Here is a 19309-nt window from a genome sequence, read left to right as displayed (position 1 = left end):
TTAATGTTTAAAACATTTATCAAAATTTGGATTGAACGTTCTTTAAAACCATCGATAAGCTTATCTGTTTTTATCTTAATGTTTAGCAGGCTAAAACATCAACCACTAAAATTCCCCTAAGTGTCTAATAGCCTACATCTTTTGCAAAAGTGTTTGATATTTTCAAAAATAAATACCATATGCAATAGCATGTTCCTAATCAGTAGAGTAAATGATAAAATAAACATATACGTTTGGGAATTTCAACTTGAATTTACACCTTATGAATTGGGGGTATAGTCATGTGTAAGGAAAACAAATCAGAGGATCGGCGTGTGAGAAAAACCAAAAAAATGTTAAAAAAAGCATTTATTGATTTGTTATTTGAAAAGGAGTATAAAAATATTTCAGTGACAGATATAGTTGAGCGGGCAGACTACAATAGAAGCACCTTTTACTTTCATTATCAATATAAAGAAGAGCTTGTTGAGGAACTTAACAATAGTTTACTAAATGGTCTAGTGTCTGCTTTTTTTTATTCAATCAAAGATGACCATACCTTAATTTATTCGGAAAAAAACATCTTTAATTATATTTATCAAAAAAAAGAATTTTTTAATTTGTGGAAAACGTCTGAGCCTATTCCTAATATCCATGATACTTTTATTGCTAAATTTTCTGATGAATTTAAAAAGAAGGTTAGCACCTCAAAATTAAACTCGGCGATTAATGCGGATTACTTCGTTACATACCTTGCCTATGGCATTTTAGGCCTAATTTTAGAATGGATAAAATCTGATTATAGAGATTCACCAGAGCATATGGAGCGCCAATTAATCTTCATTTTAAATAATCAATTTTTCAAGACAGCTCATCTGTAACTACCTTAGCCATTGCCAAGATGATGCTGTGCCTTTTTGCCACAGACTTGCGCCATTAATATCTATCTTACTATCCAAAGATCGATAACTGGTCATGCTATTGTGTTTGGTCAGATTCCACTCCTATAATTTCTTTAGACCATGCCCTCGATCATCTCACTTGAATAACCGAGGGCATATCATGTGATATATGACTAAGAACTTGTGTTAATAGACTCCCAAATCAGATATCCTACATAGGGCTAGAATTGTGAACATACCGATTAACCAAGAGCCTTTACTTAATAGACAGGATATCCTTTATGCCTTATGCTTATTAGCAATATCAATCCAGACAGCAACAATCAGGATTAGGCCTTTGACAATATACTGCCAGAAGGTTTGCAGATTCATCATACTCATGCCGTTATCGATACTCGCCATAATTAAGGCCCCTATAATCGCACCGACAATTTTGCCCTTTCCTCCTGTTAAGCTTGCTCCACCAATGACACAGGCCGCAATCGCATCAAGTTCATACATATCTCCAGCGCTAACCGTGGCAGCATTTAATCGACTTGTTAGCATGACACCTGCTAGACCGGCTAATGTTCCCATCACAACAAAGACACTTAACGTATTGCGCTTCATATTGATACCTGATAAAGCAGCCGCTTCCTTATTACCTCCAATTGCATAAATATAGCGACCAAATGCGGTTTGATTAGCAATAAAGATAAAAAATGTACCGAGTAACACAACAATTAGCATTGGCAAAGGCACACCATAGTAGAGATTGAGCATAAAGGTAATGAATAAAGTAAATACAGCATATAGAGCTATTTTGCCGTAATCAACAAATGGTGAATGAAGCTGAAGATTTAAGCTATTTCGCCTTACACGACTTCGCCATGTCACAACAAACATAATCAGTATCCCTAAACAAGCAAGCAGATAGCCTAAGCTAAATGGTAAGTAGCTATTGGCTATAAAGCGAAAACTTGGTTCTAAGGGGGCAATTGTCCGCCCTTGACTAATCCCGATTAAAATCCCCCTGAAAATCAATTGTCCTCCTAAGGTGACGATAAAAGCAGGAACCATTCGGTAAGCCACCCACCAGCCTTGCCAAAGTCCAAGCAACGCCCCTGTCAACAGGGCAATTAAAATGACAGGAATCGTTCCCCATCCATGCCAGACCTGGAGAATTGCTGCGATTCCACCTGTGAGACCTGCCAATGAGCCAACAGACAAATCGATATGTCCGGCGACAATGATTAAGGTCATCCCAATCGATAGTACCGATATCACGGCCATTTGATTAAATAGATTTGATAGATTTCGTGGTGAAAGAAATTCACCATTAGTCAAAAAGCTAAAAATTAGCGCAATCGCGATTAGAGCTATGATTAATGTGTAAGATTGAACATTTAAATTTAGTTTTCGTTTGTTGTTCAAGGGTTTTTGTTCTAGTGCTTGCTTCACCTTCATTTTAACGCCTCCTAGCAGTCGCATATTGCATAATTTTTTCTTGACTAGCTTCTGATCGCAATAAATGTCCTGTCACTTCTCTTTCACTCATGACTAAGATCCGATCCGACATCCCTAACACCTCTGGTAACTCTGATGAAATAATGACAATCGCCACACCTTGACTAGCTAATTCATTGATAATTTTGTAAATTTCATACTTCGCTCCGACATCAATTCCTCGAGTAGGCTCGTCTAGGATCAGTATTTTGGGTTCGGTGAATAACCATTTACTTAAGACAACCTTTTGTTGATTTCCACCACTTAGCTGTCCAACATGAGCCTCTAGGTTATGGGCTTTTAATTTCATTTTATTTGTAAGTGTCTCTGCTTTTTGCAATTCTAATGCCCGATCAATTAAACCTCCTGACATCACTTTGTTTAATGCTGCAAGGGTTGCATTTTTACTAATTTCCATGTTAAGAATGAGACCATATTTTTTTCGATCCTCTGACAGATAGGCTAGTCCTGCGGCTATGGCTTCGGCAGGACCTTTTATCTTAAGCTCACAGCCATCAATGATGACTCTGCCTGAAGCCATACCTGGATAGCCTCCAAACAAACTGGTAAATAATTCGGTTCGCCCTGATCCCATTAAACCAGCCACTCCAAGAATTTCACCCTTATTTAATGTGAAACTAGCCTGTTTTACCAGCATCTCACCTGAAATATGACGAAAGTGATAATGCTCAACACGCATCACCTCAGCACCAATTGCATGTTTTTGATATGGAAAGAAATCTGTTAGTTCTCGACCGACCATTTTCGTCACAATTTTACGTTCTGTTAATTGATTAATCGGATCTGTACTTACGGTCTGACCATCTCTTAGTACGGTCACCGTATCAGCGAGCTCCATCACTTCACCCAGCTTATGGGAAATATAAATACACGTCACACCTTTGTGCTTGAGCTCCTTTAATAGCCGGATTAACACCTCAACATCACTCTCCGTTAGAGCAGCTGTTGGTTCGTCCAAGATCAGCAAATCCGCCTTTTTGGTCAAGGCTTTAGCAATTTCAATTAATTGCTGCTTACCTACAGTTAGGTCACCTAAGCGCATTTGCGGATCAATAGCTAAGCCAATCTGATCTAACCAATACTTTGCTTTGGCATAAAGAATAGCCCAATCAATAACCGGCTTCCTCATTAAATCACTACTCAAAAAAATATTTTCCGCCACTGTCATTTCAGGTACTAGCGCTAATTCCTGATAAATAATCGCAACACCAGCCTCTTGAGAAGCTTTAATATCTTTAAAGTCAACCACTTGACCATTGATGATGATTTCTCCAGTAAAGCTACCACTTGGATAAACACCGCTTAATATTTTCATTAATGTAGATTTCCCTGCACCATTCTCACCACATAACGCATGAATCTCCCCCTTCTTAACAGAGAAGCTCACTCGATCCAATGCTTTGACACCAGGAAATTCCTTGGTAATCTCCTTCATTTGTAACGCAAATTCACTCACATATACCACCCCCGTGATCATTCAATCCATTAGCAACAAGTAGGAGGTAGCCCCCTACTTGTTATCAGTGACAAAGTTAGCATATAATGTGGGCAAGGTTAAAATCGTGCCCTCATGTCAATCCAATCATCCTAAGCTAAGGGAGCTCTGGGCGATCTTCTTCAGGTACATTACGATAGATCTCATCAAAATCATGAAATTGATCGAAGACAATCGTATCGATGATATTATCACGAGTAACCAAAATTGGCTCTAGCTTAACAAACGGTACTTCCACAGCCCCATTATCAACACGCTCATCTGAGACAACTTCTCCCCCTTTAACCAGTTCAATCGCTACCTCGGCATTACGTGTGGCAATATCCTTAATCGGCTTATAGATGGTCATCGATTGTATTCCCTCAGCGATACGTTGTACGGCTGCCAAATCGGCATCCTGACCCGATATCGCGACTTCGCCAGCCAAATTCTGTGCCGTTAAGGCTTGAATCGCACCACCAGCCGTACTGTCATTTGTAGCGACAATCGCATCAATCTGATTATTATTTGAGGTTAAGGCATTCTCAATGATACTGAGGGCATTCTCTGCCGACCAACCATCAGCCCATTGGTCCCCGACAACCTCAATATCCCCCCGATCAATTAATGGCTGAAGGACATTCATTTGTCCTTCTCTGAACATATGTGCATTATTATCCGTCGGTGCTCCTCCCAATAAGAAGTAACGCCCCGTCGGTACTGTTTCAATTAAATATTCAGCTTGCAATTCACCGACTCTAACATTATCAAAGGAAACATAGGCATCGACAGGCGCATTATTGATCAGCCGATCATAGGCCACTACAGGAATCCCTTCTTCGTGTGCCTGTTCGACGACTGGACTTAAAGCATCAGAGTTATTCGCAATAATGACTAAGACATCAACCCCTTGTGATAGCATATTTTGAATTTGTGACAGCTGTCTTTCATCCTGACCATCTGCTGACTGAACAAGCACTTCTGCACCTAGCTCTTCAGCACGCTCGACAAAAATATCACGATCATGCTGCCAACGTTCCAGTGTCAAATCCGCAACTGATAAACCAATGGTAATCTTTTCTGTTTCCTTTTCTTCTTTATCATTCGCTCCAATATCCTCATTTACCTCATCCTTGACATCATCCTGTCCTACTGCCTGTCCACAGCCGATCATCAGAAAGCCTATCAAAATGATCATGCCGATTTTACCTATCTTCCATGTCATTGAAATGCTCCTCTCAGAATAAGTTTAAATGTTCGTTGATTGTACGAACTAAGTTGAGTCTAACTTAAAACCATTTACCCTAAGAACCTGCCCCCTTTAACTGACAGCGCTTACTTTATATAGATTAACAATGTTTTGATCCCCCCTCCTGCTTCTCGCTTACATTCTATTAACGCTTTATATTATATACAACAAAATGTTGTTTGTAAATGAATTTTGTAATATTTTGTTGTTTTTGAAATATTGGACAAGCTAACGTTGTATAATGCAGCCAAGATTAGGAGGTGGTTAGATGGAGATCTTTCGAAAACGCTTAAGAGAATTACGTGAAGCGAAAGGCTTCAAGCAAGAATATTTAGCCAAGGCTTTAAATATTAGTACAAGTGCTTATGGTTACTATGAACAGGGACGTAATGAACCCGCTTTAGAAACATTAATTAAGCTAGCACAAACCTTCAATGTTTCAACAGATTATTTACTCGGTCTAACCGATATTCCTTACACTCCCGCTCACATCGTTGCAGAGGATTCTTCTTTGTATGAGGCAGAGCAGTCAGCGATTGAAGCATTAAAACGTACCAAGCTGTTAAAAGAAATCAGTAAAAACCCGGATGCAAACATTGCCAAAATAGAACGGCTATGGGGTTTTATTCAAGACGAGTTAAACGATGATCAATAGCGGATAGCCTTAGGTTATGATTTAGTTGCCTAAGGCTATTTTTATAACATTTTAACTCATTTAGCAGAAGTCTCCCACATCTAAAAGTGGTGAGTAGGAATTCAAACCCCGGCTGAATAAAGTGAAACTTCGTTCAGTGGGGTTTCGACGCATAGGATGTGCTCGTGCAGACGTTGCGACACGACGTCGCGAACTTAGTCAGCTTCCTATCTCCTCCACTGAACGTGAGTTGAACCAATCGGGCCGTTACTGGCTGTTGGATTCCCACTTAGACATGACGTGTTCCCTTATTTCTTCAAGTGGGAGGCTTACAAAAGCCCTTCGATAGGGCGAGTAATCGCAGCCCCAGCCAGTTACACTACGATCATTGGATGCCATAGATTTTCTATAGCGATCTTCGCTCAATAAGATCTGGGCACAAATACGCCAAGGCGCATTTAATCTTTTACTGTTTCTTTCCTTAATCAGTGCAACTTCAGTTCAATCTGATATGGTTTATCTATGACTGGCCAATTAGGTATCAGTTCACATTTTTTATTCAAATAACAAAGCGGCTTTAGCCCTATTACTAGTAAAGCTGAAGCCGCTTCAATCCTTTTTATACGTGTGACTATTCTCTTGAGAAGAACAATAACGCATGATGTGTATTCAAATTTTTTTCATATTTAAAGAATCTGATAGCCTAGCTTTTGAATATCGTCATGGAACATTTGCACTGTTTCGAGCGAGAAGGCTTCTAAGTCTTTCCCAATTGAGGCTGACTTCTTGATCAAATCAGGTGTACACGTGATAATATCAGCCCCGGCTTGCTGTGCTTGAATCATATTTAAGACCTCTCTCGAGCTAGCCCAAAGCAATTTAACATGCCGCTTCTGATGGCAAATATCAGCTGACTGCTTCATGATCTCGATTGGATCAATCCCTGCATCCGCTATCCTGCCTGCAAAAACAGATACAATACTGTCTGTTTTATCAGCTAATGCTTCAACTACCGCCTTGACTTGATCAAGGGTAAAAACAGCTGTCACATTTACCTTGACTAAATGTTCAGAAAGCTCCTTAATTAGTGGAACAGCTGATTCTCCTTTAGTATTGGTGATCGGTATTTTCACATAAACATTTGAGCCAAATGAAGCAATTTTATCTGCTTCTTTTGCCATTGTCTCAAAATCATCTGCAAACACTTCAAAGGACACGGGCACCTCTGGAAAAGTAGCAACAACTTCTTCGGCAAATGCAGTATAATCGGTAATCCCTGCTTGTTTCATTAAGCTTGGGTTCGTAGTAAAGCCAGTTACCTTGCCTGACTGATAAGCTTCTTTCATTTGCTCAATATTTGCCCCATCTGAATAGATATCAATCGTTAGTTCAGGCATTCTTCTCACTCCTTAGTCTTCATATTCTGTGTTGTTAATAGCCAAATTAGACTTTCTAATAAAATTCGGGACAACTAATGCAATCACCAATACTGCTGCAATGGCATAAATCCCCCCATTGCCGATCCAATCCCCAATACGACCAAGTACAATCCCAGAAAGGGCAAAGTCCGTATCACCAAAAGTTGTGTTTGAAAAGCCGAGATCACCAAGTACAGGAAGTAATAAGGCTGGCAGGAATGAGATCAGTAATCCATTAACAAACGCTCCCACTAGCGCACCTCTTCGCCCTCCTGTTGCATTACCATAAATCCCAGCAGTAGCTCCTGTGAAGAAATGCGGAACCATACCTGGAATAATTAACACGCCGCCTATTCCACCTAAAATAAGCATCCCAACTATCCCACCAATAAAGCTGCTGACAAAACCGATAATAACAGCGGTAGGAGCATAGGTAAAAAACACAGCACAGTCTACTGCAGGTACAGCATTTGGAATAACCTTTGTCGCAATCCCCTGAAAGGCAGGCAGTAAGTCTGCTAAGATCATTCGAACACCTGCATAAACAATCGTTACCCCAACGGCAAACAATAAACCTGATACAATGGCAAAAACTATGGGCGACGTTCCTTCTGATATGGTGCCGACAAACTCTGGTCCTGCCACTAAGGCAGCAATAACATAAAAGACAAGCATCGTTATCGCGGTTGAAATGGTTGTATTTCTTAAGAAAGCATATTTTTCTGGAACTTCTATTTCTTCTGTACTTTTACTTTCTTTACCGACAAGCTTACCAATCAATCCCGCCACATAATAGCCAACACTACTAAAGTGACCCATGGCAATTTCATCACCATCCGTAACCTTTAAGGTTAGGCGCTGGCCAATTGCTGGAAGCACTGCACTTAATGCCCCTAAGAAAAAGCCACCAAGTAGAATGAGCTCCCAACCAGCAAAACCGATTGACCCGAGAACAGCAGAAAGTAAACATGCCATGAAAAAGCTATGATGACCAGTTAAGAAAACATATTTATAATGCGTAAAACGTGCAACAATCAGGTTGACAATCATCCCTACAATTAAAATTGACATCGTCTCGACACCTAATAGTTCCTGTGCGACTGATACTACAGCTTCATTATTGGGTACAACACCGGTAATATTGAAGCCTGCTTCGATCATTTGGGCTAACGGCTCAAGGTTAGCTGTAATCACGTTCGCCCCTGCTGAGAGCATTAAATAACCAATAATTGGTCCTAGTGTACCTGTTAGGACTTTATGGGAAGGAGACCTTAATGCGATCAGTCCAACAAATGCAATTAACCCCATTAAAAATGCTGGTTCTGATAGAATGCCTTGAATGAAGTTTAATATAGCCATTGAAAACCCCTCCTATTTGTTATTATTGTTGTGCCATTTCTTCTAGAATTGGTAATACATCTTCTTTGATCTTCTTCTTATTCGTATAAGAGCGAATAATTGCAACCTTTTGATCTTCAGGGAAGGCACCAGCTAACTCCTTTACTGTAACGATCAAATCTGCTTTTTTTCCTGTTGCTGAACCAGAATCAATCGATTCTGCCTCAACAGAAATACCGGCTTCCTTCGCAATTTCTTCAATTTTCAACTTCAATAACAAACTACTGCCAATCCCATTGCCACAGACTGTCAATACTTTAATCATGTTCAGTTCCTCCTTCCTGTTCTACTAACTGTTTAATTAACTGATAAATCTTCAAAGGTTCTTTCAATTTAATAAGCTGCTCAATATTTTCTTCGTCATCCAGAATTTTTGACAGCTGTACTAATGCTGATAAGTGGGCTTGACCATCTACTGCTGCTAAAACAAAGACAAGCTGAACGAACCGTTCTGGGTCATCCTCTCCTTCACTATTAAAGTCAACTGGATGATCGAGTTTTAATAAGCTAATGCCTAGTTTTTTCACTCCCTCCTCTGGTCTGGCATGAGGAACAGCGACTTTCGGTGCAAGCACAATATAAGGTCCGATTTTTTCGACGCTTTTAATCATGGCTTGAATGTAAGATTCATTAATATAATGTTGTTCTAGTAACGGTCGAGCGGCTTCACGAATGGCTTCCTTCCAATTCATTCGCGCTGAAGAAACTCGGATAAGTGTTTCATTTAAAAGATCTGGCAAGTTTTTCGCCCCCTTATAAGCATCTGTACCAACTCCATATAAATAGGCTTGCAAATCTGTATATAAGCGATCCTTATATTGAATCGTTCCATGCCTTTCAACAATGGCGATTAGTTTTTTCAAATCAATACTCTTTTGACGATCAAGAAGGTCAAAGTCTGCGCAAACCTTCTCACGCAACACTTCACGCTCGACAGGATTTAAAATTGGCTTGGTCAGATATAATTTTTTGTTAGCTGGAAAAAAGGTTGTGGAAAAAATAATGTCATACTCATCTTCTGGCAACATTTTTGCTCGATTTAGACTGTGCTCCTGAACAAATTCAATTTCCGGAAAAATGGACTTAAGACTCGCATTCATAATCAGTGAGGAGCTAATACCATTCGGACAAACGGCTAAAGCCCGCAGTTTTTGTTTTTCTCGTTCTTGATTTGAATACAAATAACCGCCAAAATGAATAGTGAAATAAGCAATTTCATTATCAGATATGCTTTTATTCAACTCATCTGCTAATGGCTGTAGCCCCTTTTTGGTCAAATGGAACAAATCCCTGTATTCCGTTTTTATTTTGTCCAGAAGTGGATTTTTATAATACACATCAAATTTAATTCGAAAATAAGCTGGCACGATATGTTGATAAAGGGTTCGCTCAATGAGTTCAACATTTTTATATTTTATCCCAATCATAGTTTGTACATTTTGAATAATACTTGTAGTTAGTTGTGTAAAATAATTATCCTTACTATCCCCTTTATCGCCCTGAATAATACTTAGTAATCGTGTCTCCCAAAACAAAATTTCATCATAACGCTTCGAGTGATAGATATCTTTTACTAAGCTAACAGCCATTGGATACAGACGTTGTTGACTTAAAATTTCTTTATCATGCTCTGCAAAAGGGATCGGTGTTTCTTTTCGTCTCATTTTCATAAAAGCGAAAAAGTAGACAAACTCCTCAAGCCTATCCATCACAAACTCAAGCTGATAGTGCTTAGCTAGATTTAAAATCTCATCATTCAGTTCTCCGATCTTAAATGAAACATGCCATATTTCCTCAAAAAAGGTTGTGACTTTGTCTAATGGAACGACTTCATTTAATTTAGACAGGGCATACTCCATCAGCTTACGAATTTTTAACTCATTTCCAGTGAACTTATAGCCGTTTTTTCTGTCATAATGTAGAGCTACATCATAATGATTGATAAGTTTCCTCAATTTTCTGATATCAATCATGACAGAATTACGACTTAACCCGACTAAATCCTGAAGGTGATATGTTGAAACAAATTCTTGCCGACAAGCGATATAAAGGATTAGAATAAAGATCCGTTCTTGCTGTAACCTAAAGCCATCCATTTTTTCTCGAACTAAAATGGTTTTCCACTCGTTCACCTCCGCTTCTGGAATAACAAGTACACCATTTTTGATTTCGATCGGAGATAAATCACAATCAACCAAATATTGATTCAGTACGGAAAGCTCATACCACATCTGCTTCTTGTTTTTCCTGACCAATAATGACAGCTTGTCCAAATCAATTGTTTTTGTTTCGAGCAATATCTTGAGAATTACCGCAGATTCTTTTTTCATCATTGTTATCACCTACTTTTATTATATTTAAAAGCGCTTTCATATGATAGAATGATTGCGTACTAATTGATAGAGTGCTTTAAGCAGATGATTGTACTGTCAAAAAATAAAAAGCCCGCTATCGTGAGGAAAACCATGTTATGATAGTGGTATTATAAGCTAAATATGGAGGTTCATACATGTCCGAATTATATATTTTTCTTGTCCTTGGTCTAATAGTCGGAGCAAGTGCATTGTACACAAAACTTAGAAAAAGAGTTAGTGCAAGCTATATTGAGCGTACACTTGAACAGCTTGATGACACGGCCTACCAAACGGTTTTAGCTGTCAAGCTTCCTGGTACAGAAATGACAATCGATCACGTGATTCCTTCTATTTATGGTGTTTTTGTCATTAACCGAGAGAATTGGCCGGGAACAGTCAAGGGCTCCGCAACTGACCAAGAGTGGATATTTGCGGGTAAAAAACAAGAAAAGGCGATCACTAATCCTTTCCAAGTAACTGAACAATCAGCAAAGGAGCTAGCTGTGCTTTTAAGTATTAATGCTAAGTATATTCACCCGATCGTTACCTTTACTAACTCAACCAAGCTTGCCGTTGATGATTCATTAATGGCTAAACAGCATGTCTGTTACTACGATACACTTATTGACGCAATTAAGGCTCGCAAAACACCTTGCTTGTCTAAAGCTAAGGTCAAAGCATTTGCTGAGCAATTAAAAACGTTGAACAGCAAGGCTTCGTAATGCACTCAGTCACATTTTGTTATGAGTGGATTAAACTGAAAGCGGACAGACTATAGCGGTTTTCTAAAATCAGATTAGGATGCCAGTTAATTTGACTAAGGGTAGGCTTGACTCAAGCAAAGCGATCCATAGACCTGGAGATGTTAAAGGGAAAACAGGCATTAGATCTTAAATTGATCTAATGCCTGTTATCGCTCCCAAGTCTTAATTTTATGATGATATATTCCTCGATTCACTACTATTCAAATGCGCCTTGGCGTATTTGTGCAGATTTTACCGCACTACGTTCGATAACTTTCCACTGAAGATCTGTTGCATCCACCAGAGGCTTTAACTTTATTTAGCCGAGATTTGCACCTACTGAGTGAAATATAAATAGCTTTCTTCTCACCGCTATTGAAGTGGGAGACTTCTACTTAATGAAGTTAAACTATTATTTTAGAGCCTTTAAAAATAACCCGTCTCTCCACTCATTATGATATGGTAAAGACGGGTTAAAAAGTTATCTGTACTTAACAATATCAAAGGTCATCATTGGATTATCCAACTGTTGATACATAGATTTAATCGTTGAGACTTGTTTAGCAGCCCAACCCATATCAGTCGCATACTGTGGATAACCTGGGTTAGCAGGATTCCATCTCATCTTGTATAGTGTGTTTTGTTGGTATCGGTTATGAATATAACTTTCACCGATAAATTTCGCACCACCAATAATTGCTTTAGCAGGCGTATCCCAACCTTCATTGTAAGCTCGAATAGCCCCGAGACGTTCTGCGTCTCCATCAGAGGCACCAATACCAAACATATTATATACTTTTTTGATGTCTCTTAAATCTTTCCTGTTGCTTGAGTTGACTAGTACGAGATTTCCACTGCTATTTCTTCCAACCTCTATCCCATTTGCTAGTGATGAATTACCATGCCCGGTCTCAAGGAGTGCATGCGATATTAAGTAGACCTCATTGACATTATGAGTTTTAGCAGCATCTATAAATGCCTGGCCTTTGCCATTAAGTATGCCCTTTCCAGATAGAATTCGATTAATCTGAGCACTCGGTACATTCACACTGGATGATAACAATAAATGTTGAAACTCATCTTGTTTAGCAGGATCTAAATACTGCAAAACTTGATCTGGTTTAGCATTACGCCACACTTCACCAGTAATTTGTGTCCATGTACTCCCTTGATTAACAACAGAAACTGACTTATTACCTGAGAGCGTATAGTAAACATGACTAGATGTACTTTGGCTTTCATAGACTTTTGTTGATCTGGTTGTTCTAGCAGTAGCAGCACTTTTAGAAGCTAGAGAACTATGGACATATAACGTTTTACCGTTATATCTAATTTCGTACCAATCCGTATTCCCGGAAACAGAGCTACCCTTAACTGTTTTCACATATTCAACCGCCGTACCGTTACTGAGGACACTGTCAATATTGTCGTTATTTGTAGTACTAGGAGATGTCCTTACCCGAACACCTGAACCCGTAATCACCCCACTTGTACTGAACGATAAATCAGAGGTTCTTACATATGCTGGTGCATTCTTAAACAGATCCGTTTGGGGTGGTGTACTTAATCCCATTTGTATCGACAACTGTTGATTGAGTGTGACATTATATTTGGTTTCTTGATAAACAGCACGTTTTTCATAGACTTGGTAAAGTACTTCAATACTTATTTCATCCAAAATCCCACTAACTGGTAAACCCATCGCCTCTTGAAATTCTCTTACCCTACGTTCAGTATTGTTACCAAAAATATCATTACTGGTAGACAAACCATTGTATCCTAGTGTATTAAGCATTCTTTTAAATATAACCATATCAGGATGGCTCTTCCCATTTTGATATGGACTATTGAGAATTGTATTAATTTGATCTAAAGTCACCGAATCTCCTATTCCATTAACCACTAAACCATAATGAGACTGGAAGTCTCTCACTGCCTGCTCAGTTGCTGGACCGTAGCTTCCCGGTGAATTCATACTTACTGTAAAACCGATCCGATTCAAGTTCTCTTTTAGTTCACGGGCTTGATCATTATTTTGTCCTCGGCGTAATGGGCTGGTTAAAATTTCATCTAGCTTCTCCTGTGTTTGGCTATCAGCGATACCTGTAACTCGTAGACCATAGTAACTTTGAAATCGATCCACAGCACGTTCCGTTGCTGGTCCATAACTTTTAGGATAATTCATTCCTACACTAAAACCTACTAAATTTAAATTTTCTTTTAATTCAGCTACTCGATTGTTGTTTGATCCAGGACCTAGCCTTTGATTAACTGCATTCTCTAAAACAGATAATGTTTCACTATCCGCAATACCCGTTACAGGCAAACCATAGTAAGCTTGAAACTCTTTTACCACCCGTTCGGTCGTTTTTCCGTAATAAGGTGTAGGGTTACTCGCTACTGGGAAACCTATCATCCCTAATTTTTCCTTAAACATTACAACATCAGGACGTGTTATCCCTACAGACAGATCTTGGTTTAGAACTTCCTCTAACTTAGCTAAAGTCACTGAATCTCCTATTCCATTAACCACTAAACCGTAATGAGACTGGAAGTCTTTCAGTGCCTGTTCAGTTGCTGGACCATAGCTTCCCGGTGAATTCATACTTACTGTAAAACCGATCCGATTTAAGTTCTCTTTTAATTCACGGGCTTGATCATTATTTTGTCCCCGGCGTAATGGACTGGTCAAGATCTCATCCAGTTTCTGAAGTGTTTGACTATCCGCAATCCCCGTTGCTGATAAGCCGTAATAAGCTTGAAACTCTTTTACAGCTCGCTCTGTTGCTGGACCATAATTATTGGGATAGTTCATCCCTACACTAAACCCTACTAAATTTAAATTTGCTTTTAACTCGGCCACCTGCTCGTTATTTGATTTAGGGCCTAATTCATGAGTTGTCTTCTCAGTTAAGTTAGTTAAATTTTTACTAGTTAGTTCTGTATTTAACTCTTCTTTTTGAGATTCTAATATCTCATCCACTAAAGCTAAAGTAATCGGATCACCTATACCATTAACAACCAGGTCAAACTGAGCTTGAAGATCCTTTATTATTTGTTCAGTCTCTTCATCATAGCTATCTGATGAAATCATAGTGACAGAAAAACCTAACTGACTTAACTTCTCTTTCAACTGTTGCGTCTCTATGTTATTTTGACCTAGTCTCAGTGGATTATTTATAATCTCATCTATAGTCTGAGAAGTTAAAGAATCAACAATTCCTGTGACATTTAGACCATAATAGGCCTGGAGCTGTTCAACTGCCCTTTTTGTGGAAGGTCCATAGTTATTTGGATAATCCATCCCTACAGAAAAGCCTAATTCATTAAGATGCTCTTTTAATAAAGCTACCTCAAAGTTGTTGTCATTAGGATATAGTGTACCATCCTCTCTAGTTCCATCCTCTCCATAGATAACATTATTACCGTTAAATAGTAAAAATAATAGGATAACCCAAACTAATGCTATTCTGTTTTTCTTAATCAAATTGTTTATCCCTCCTAACCTATTAGTTCAAGTTTATTTTACAGTCTATGATTATATAAGTAAAGTTTAATAGAGTACTAAAAATGACACTTTAAAATAATTATTGAATTTTTATAATAGCCGATCAAAATGAGAATAATAAAAAATAGTAAACCCCGAACTTAGAGCAAAAAAAAGATTTAATATTATTCTTAGTAATAAGTTATCAACTTTATCACTGAAACTATCACTACTATGGTTATTCTAATAGGGACAACAATTAATTTATTGTTTCATTAGTATTAAAAAAATTGAAAATGATTTATTTTGGTAAGAAGTATAAAATATTTCGATATCTATGAGGAAATGCTTCATTACTGATCAGAAATTTCTAGATGATACGTATCACCCGATCCAACTTATACGAGTTAGGCATAATAGGTACTACATTAAATCAAGGTTCTACGTCAAATGTTGGGGTGGCAATTCTATTTCGCCACTTTACCCAACATGTAACCCAACTTCTTTATACTGTCTTGCTAATAAGAGCTTTGCCCTAAAACGTTTAAAGCCTCTAAAACCATATGCATTTCTCTTCATAACCTTCGTGGTATTATTAATACCCTCTAAAAAAACGTTAGAATAGTCATATACAAAACTATTTAATATTTCTACCTGCCAGTTTTGGAACGTCTTGATACTACTAATCATTTCAGGAATTCCTGTGTTTATAACTGTTTGGTAAAAGGATTGTAGACCTTCCTTTACTTGGACTATTTGCTCTTTACCGATTAATTTTGCGTATCAAACCATTCTCGATATGCTTCCTAATTCGTAGGCCTCTCTTAACTCTGTAGACAGGTTTAAATATCTTTCTAAATGCCCGAGCTCATCTACTTTTAAACGATCCTTCGCTTTATGAAAGACATGTTTCATACGTTTACACTTCTTCCGATCATAATCATGAAAGTCTTGTTGAATGCGTCTTCGCACTCCATCTAATCCCCAGTATATATAGCGACAAAAATGAAATGGTCAGCCACAATACTTGGCTTTCCTAACGATTTTGAACCGCAGCTTTAAACGCAGGCCTCATATCCATGATGACAATTTCTACTTTTGCCCCATGTTTTTGAAGATAATGTTTGATTGCGTTTTTATAACAATTTGGTAGAATATCTAAAGGTTGTTTGGTAACACCATCGGCTATAATTAGCTGGTATTTCCCTTCTTTCGTATCCCCCTTATATTCATCAATGGCAATGACTGGAGGAAGGGATTCTACTTTGGTAACTTGTGTTTCAACTAACTCATCAAATCGCCTCACAATGGGCGAAGATGAAGAACCATACGTTTCTTCTACCTCTTTAAACGTCTTTCCTTTAATCGAACGAATGGACACCGCTTGATTCCATTCTAATGATGTTCGTTGATATCTTTGGACAATTTTGTTTGCTTCTGAAAACCGTTTTCCACATTTTTAACATCTATATCGACGACGCTTATACCAAATTTGGTCATCCGCTCAAACCATTTTAAGTGTTTCACTTTTGATACCGATAGTCATGGATACTTTGCGTTTCCTCTCCACATTGGGGCAAACATGGGGGGGGACGCTCCATTTCTACATGAATTTCTACATTTCCATCGCGTTCTTCTACTTTTGTCACTAAGCAATCTTTTAATCCTGGAATATTCATGATAAAATCCATAGTATACGCAACCCCATTCTTTTTTCTTGTTTCTAGACAATTCAAGTATAAAGAATGTTTGGGCTTGCGTGTATTTTTTTTAGAATTTCATCTGAACCCCAACAAATATTATAGAGCCTAAATTAAAAATAGCTATGTACAAACTCAAATAGACACGATACTTTTGACTATTGTACACAGCTATAAAAACATATTAACTTGTGGATAATCTTATTGCTTCTTGTGCTAATAAGTCAAGTGGATCAATTACTTGTATTCCTGCATTAGTTTCATTTAAAACTAAACTTAACTCGGTACAACCTGCAATTACGGCATCAATATCCATTTCTTTCAGGTGATCAAGGACATAAAATACTCTATCTACCGTAGTTTTAGATAAATTTCCAGCCTTTAAACCATCTCGGTCATATATTGCACTCATTAAAAAATTTTGATATTGTTTTTCAGGCTTTACAATCTTCTTTGAAATATACTTTTCAAAAACCTTGGACATTACTGAACCATCAGTCGCAAGAAGACCTACATTATTAATAGTATTAGGTGTACTACTAATAAAGCGATCAACTAAATTAATCGCATTAATGACATCAATATCAGCATAATCATTTAGTTGATCATATAATGAATGAGCAGTCATACAAGGCATCAATATAAAATCTACTCCAACACTTTGAAGTTTATCAATATTTTTTTTTAGTCTGGGAAGGGGGCTCTCTCCATTACCAGAAATATATAATGACCTATCTGGTATTTCAGGATCATTTATAATAACAATATTTATATGATCTTTATCGTACTTCGCTTTGGTCTTATTAACAATTCTATTGAATAATTCTACAGTAGCTGCTGGCCCCATTCCCCCAAGTATACCAATTGTTTTTTTCATTTAAAAACATCTCCAAACAATATTTTATTTAAATTTTCTAAAAAGAGCAGTCAGTCTCCAAGATCTACTATTAATAATAGTATTATACTTTTTCTCCAGTTTTAAGTATGATTCTTTTAACTCTTCATAATTAGCAATGTTATTTTGTGTATCCTGGTTTTCTTTATTAATTATTTCAAATCCCATTTTTATTGGTTTTGTCCATCTTTTTTTAGCTACTTTATTAACTTTTGCTTTTCTAGGTTTATCTTGATTAATAATTTTATCAAATTTCTCCAAAGCAGCTTTTCTACCCGAAATAACGACTTTTACATTACCATTACTCAAATTTTCAACAAAACCATTTAGTTCAAGACTTTTAGCTTTTTTAGCAATCCACTTTCTATAGCCCACACCTTGAACTTTACCAGAAACTAAGTACCAAACTCGATTATGGTTAAACTTTGGAGCTGGTGGTAGTTGGATCTCTTTGACTAAATTGTTCTCCAAAGGCTTAAGTATACACTTGAAATCAAAGTAATAACTATATATCCGTCTATTATTAACACTATTTGGGAAATAATAATCAATTATAGCAGCTGGTACATCTTGAGCTTCTCCCTGTTCTGGAAATAAATGCATTGCTATCTGTGGTTTGGAATTTATTTCAATTACATGCCCCACATTATTTTCTAAATCTGCAACAATATCAACAGCACCTTGAATTAATCCAGGAACGGCATTTATTGCTTCAATAGCAATTTCTTTGACCTTGTCCGTTAGTTGATTTGTTACTTCTATAGCATCTCCACCAGCTGAAACATTACTTTTTTCTCTTAAGTAGACTAACTGATCTTTTGCAGGAACATCTTTAAGGCTCCAACCATTTTTCTTCAATTGTTGAATCAGTTCTCTATCTTTTTTTATTAATCTACCATGAGTATAGGGATTGAGTTTCCTTCTTTTATTTTTCTCATCGATTAAGAAATCTATTGAATTCTCCCCATCTCCATAGATATGTGCTGGTATTCGAGTAACGGCTCCTACAACTCTATCTCCTATAACATAGACCCTAAAATCATCACCTTCTACGTATTGTTCAACAATAATTTCATTAAAATTAAGCTTTTTCCATAGAACTTCTATAGACTCGATCAATTCCTCACGAGTTTTAATATTAGCAAAGACACCATTTCCTGCTCCACTATCAGTAGGTTTAACGACTAAAGGAAAGCCTAAACTACTTACTTTATTTAATACATAGTCTATACCCTCAGATAGATCAAACTTATAACCTATAGGGGCTGGAACATTGTTCTTTTGAAGATAATCTTTAGTCAATGCTTTATTAACACATATATGGTTAGCTTCTTTAGAAACCTTGCTACCTCTAGAAACTGCAAATTTATACTCATTGGATCCATCACTTAATGAAAATCTCACTCTTCTTTTACCATCAAAAAAAACATTACAGAATTTTACATTTAATCCTCTACGCCAAGCTTCTAATGCTATAGTATACATGCAAAGTTTATAGCCAAATGCTTCTTCTGGAATAGCATTTTTAAGATGGGGTAACCATTTTCTGTCTGAATCTTTCATAAGTAAG

General features: G+C 37.5%; 14 protein-coding genes and 1 pseudogene. 3 read left to right on the top strand and 12 right to left on the bottom strand.

Annotated features, from left to right (window positions below):
- Positions 1–281 precede the first annotated feature (281 nt).
- Entirely contained in the window at positions 282–860 is a 579-nt protein-coding gene (locus tag ASE01S_RS09320; protein ID WP_067841375.1) for a TetR/AcrR family transcriptional regulator, read from the top strand.
- A gap of 300 nt (positions 861–1160) precedes the next feature.
- Here the strand turns inward: ASE01S_RS09320 and ASE01S_RS09315 are convergent, their stop codons facing one another.
- The 3 genes from ASE01S_RS09315 to xylF form a co-directional block, all read right to left on the bottom strand.
- Entirely contained in the window at positions 1161–2327 is a 1167-nt protein-coding gene (locus ASE01S_RS09315; RefSeq protein WP_067841372.1) for a sugar ABC transporter permease, read from the bottom strand.
- Position 2328: 1 nt separating this feature from the next.
- Positions 2329–3843 carry a xylose ABC transporter ATP-binding protein gene (locus tag ASE01S_RS09310; protein ID WP_157065185.1) on the bottom strand — a complete coding sequence of 505 codons (1515 nt, stop codon included), beginning with the start codon at positions 3841–3843 and terminating at the stop codon, positions 2329–2331.
- Positions 3844–3979: 136 nt separating this feature from the next.
- On the bottom strand, positions 3980–5086 hold the full coding sequence (gene xylF / locus ASE01S_RS09305) for a D-xylose ABC transporter substrate-binding protein (RefSeq protein ID WP_067841368.1): 1107 nt from the start codon (positions 5084–5086) through the stop codon (positions 3980–3982).
- A gap of 292 nt (positions 5087–5378) precedes the next feature.
- On the opposite strand from xylF, the gene ASE01S_RS15555 reads away from it, so the two are divergent.
- On the top strand, positions 5379–5765 hold the full coding sequence (locus ASE01S_RS15555) for a helix-turn-helix domain-containing protein (protein ID WP_083512079.1): 387 nt from the start codon (positions 5379–5381) through the stop codon (positions 5763–5765).
- A 665-nt stretch (positions 5766–6430) separates the two neighbouring features.
- Here ASE01S_RS15555 and ASE01S_RS09295 read toward each other — a convergent pair.
- From ASE01S_RS09295 to ASE01S_RS09280, 4 genes are read right to left on the bottom strand one after another with little or no spacing between them, the layout of a single operon-like run.
- Entirely contained in the window at positions 6431–7141 is a 711-nt protein-coding gene (locus tag ASE01S_RS09295) for a transaldolase (RefSeq protein WP_067841366.1), read from the bottom strand.
- Between the two features lie 12 nt (positions 7142–7153).
- A complete protein-coding gene (gene ulaA / locus ASE01S_RS09290) occupies positions 7154–8521 on the bottom strand; it encodes a PTS ascorbate transporter subunit IIC (protein ID WP_067841364.1) in 1368 nt (455 codons plus the stop codon).
- Between the two features lie 22 nt (positions 8522–8543).
- Positions 8544–8825, bottom strand: coding sequence for a PTS sugar transporter subunit IIB (locus ASE01S_RS09285; protein WP_067841361.1), 282 nt, complete (start codon positions 8823–8825; stop codon positions 8544–8546).
- Positions 8818–10890 (bottom strand): BglG family transcription antiterminator, encoded by a 2073-nt coding sequence (locus ASE01S_RS09280; protein ID WP_067841359.1) that lies wholly within the window; start codon positions 10888–10890, stop codon positions 8818–8820. The genes ASE01S_RS09285 and ASE01S_RS09280 overlap by 8 nt, the downstream gene beginning before the upstream one ends.
- A gap of 179 nt (positions 10891–11069) precedes the next feature.
- Here ASE01S_RS09280 and ASE01S_RS09275 point away from each other — a divergent pair, with 179 nt between their 5' ends.
- Positions 11070–11636 carry a nuclease-related domain-containing protein gene (locus ASE01S_RS09275; protein WP_067841357.1) on the top strand — a complete coding sequence of 189 codons (567 nt, stop codon included), beginning with the start codon at positions 11070–11072 and terminating at the stop codon, positions 11634–11636.
- Positions 11637–12138: 502 nt separating this feature from the next.
- On the opposite strand, the gene ASE01S_RS09270 is transcribed toward ASE01S_RS09275, so the two are convergent.
- From ASE01S_RS09270 to ASE01S_RS09255, 5 genes and pseudogenes are all read right to left on the bottom strand, one after another.
- Complete coding sequence (locus tag ASE01S_RS09270) at positions 12139–15144, bottom strand: peptidoglycan-binding protein (RefSeq protein WP_067841355.1); 3006 nt, start codon at positions 15142–15144, stop codon at positions 12139–12141.
- A gap of 480 nt (positions 15145–15624) precedes the next feature.
- Positions 15625–16116 (bottom strand): annotated as a pseudogene (locus ASE01S_RS16505) (transposase).
- Positions 16117–16180: 64 nt separating this feature from the next.
- Positions 16181–16525 (bottom strand): transposase, encoded by a 345-nt coding sequence (locus ASE01S_RS16500; RefSeq protein ID WP_373277944.1) that lies wholly within the window; start codon positions 16523–16525, stop codon positions 16181–16183.
- 503 nt (positions 16526–17028) lie between these two features.
- Complete coding sequence (gene cuyB / locus ASE01S_RS09260; protein ID WP_067841352.1) at positions 17029–17721, bottom strand: cysteate racemase; 693 nt, start codon at positions 17719–17721, stop codon at positions 17029–17031.
- Positions 17722–17745: 24 nt separating this feature from the next.
- Positions 17746–19309 (bottom strand): acylphosphatase (locus tag ASE01S_RS09255; protein ID WP_067841350.1); only part of this gene is annotated, 1564 nt, incomplete at its 5' end.

Origin of the sequence: Amphibacillus sediminis NBRC 103570 (genome assembly GCF_001552275.1) — a bacterium.
In the GTDB taxonomy this organism is placed as follows: Bacteria; Bacillota; Bacilli; order Bacillales; family Amphibacillaceae; genus Amphibacillus_B; species Amphibacillus_B sediminis.
This window is presented reverse-complemented; position numbering and strand designations above follow the sequence as displayed.

Coding starts and splice junctions, on each gene's coding strand:
- ASE01S_RS15555 (WP_083512079.1), top strand. CDS start 5,379: ATGGAGATCTTTCGAAAACGCTTAAGAGAATTACGTGAAGCGAAAGGC.
- ASE01S_RS09275 (WP_067841357.1), top strand. CDS start 11,070: ATGTCCGAATTATATATTTTTCTTGTCCTTGGTCTAATAGTCGGAGCA.
- cuyB (WP_067841352.1), bottom strand. CDS start 17,721: ATGAAAAAAACAATTGGTATACTTGGGGGAATGGGGCCAGCAGCTACT.
- ASE01S_RS09320 (WP_067841375.1), top strand. CDS start 282: ATGTGTAAGGAAAACAAATCAGAGGATCGGCGTGTGAGAAAAACCAAA.
- ASE01S_RS09315 (WP_067841372.1), bottom strand. CDS start 2,327: ATGAAGGTGAAGCAAGCACTAGAACAAAAACCCTTGAACAACAAACGA.
- ulaA (WP_067841364.1), bottom strand. CDS start 8,521: ATGGCTATATTAAACTTCATTCAAGGCATTCTATCAGAACCAGCATTT.
- ASE01S_RS09280 (WP_067841359.1), bottom strand. CDS start 10,890: ATGAAAAAAGAATCTGCGGTAATTCTCAAGATATTGCTCGAAACAAAA.
- ASE01S_RS09295 (WP_067841366.1), bottom strand. CDS start 7,141: ATGCCTGAACTAACGATTGATATCTATTCAGATGGGGCAAATATTGAG.
- xylF (WP_067841368.1), bottom strand. CDS start 5,086: ATGACATGGAAGATAGGTAAAATCGGCATGATCATTTTGATAGGCTTT.
- ASE01S_RS09285 (WP_067841361.1), bottom strand. CDS start 8,825: ATGATTAAAGTATTGACAGTCTGTGGCAATGGGATTGGCAGTAGTTTG.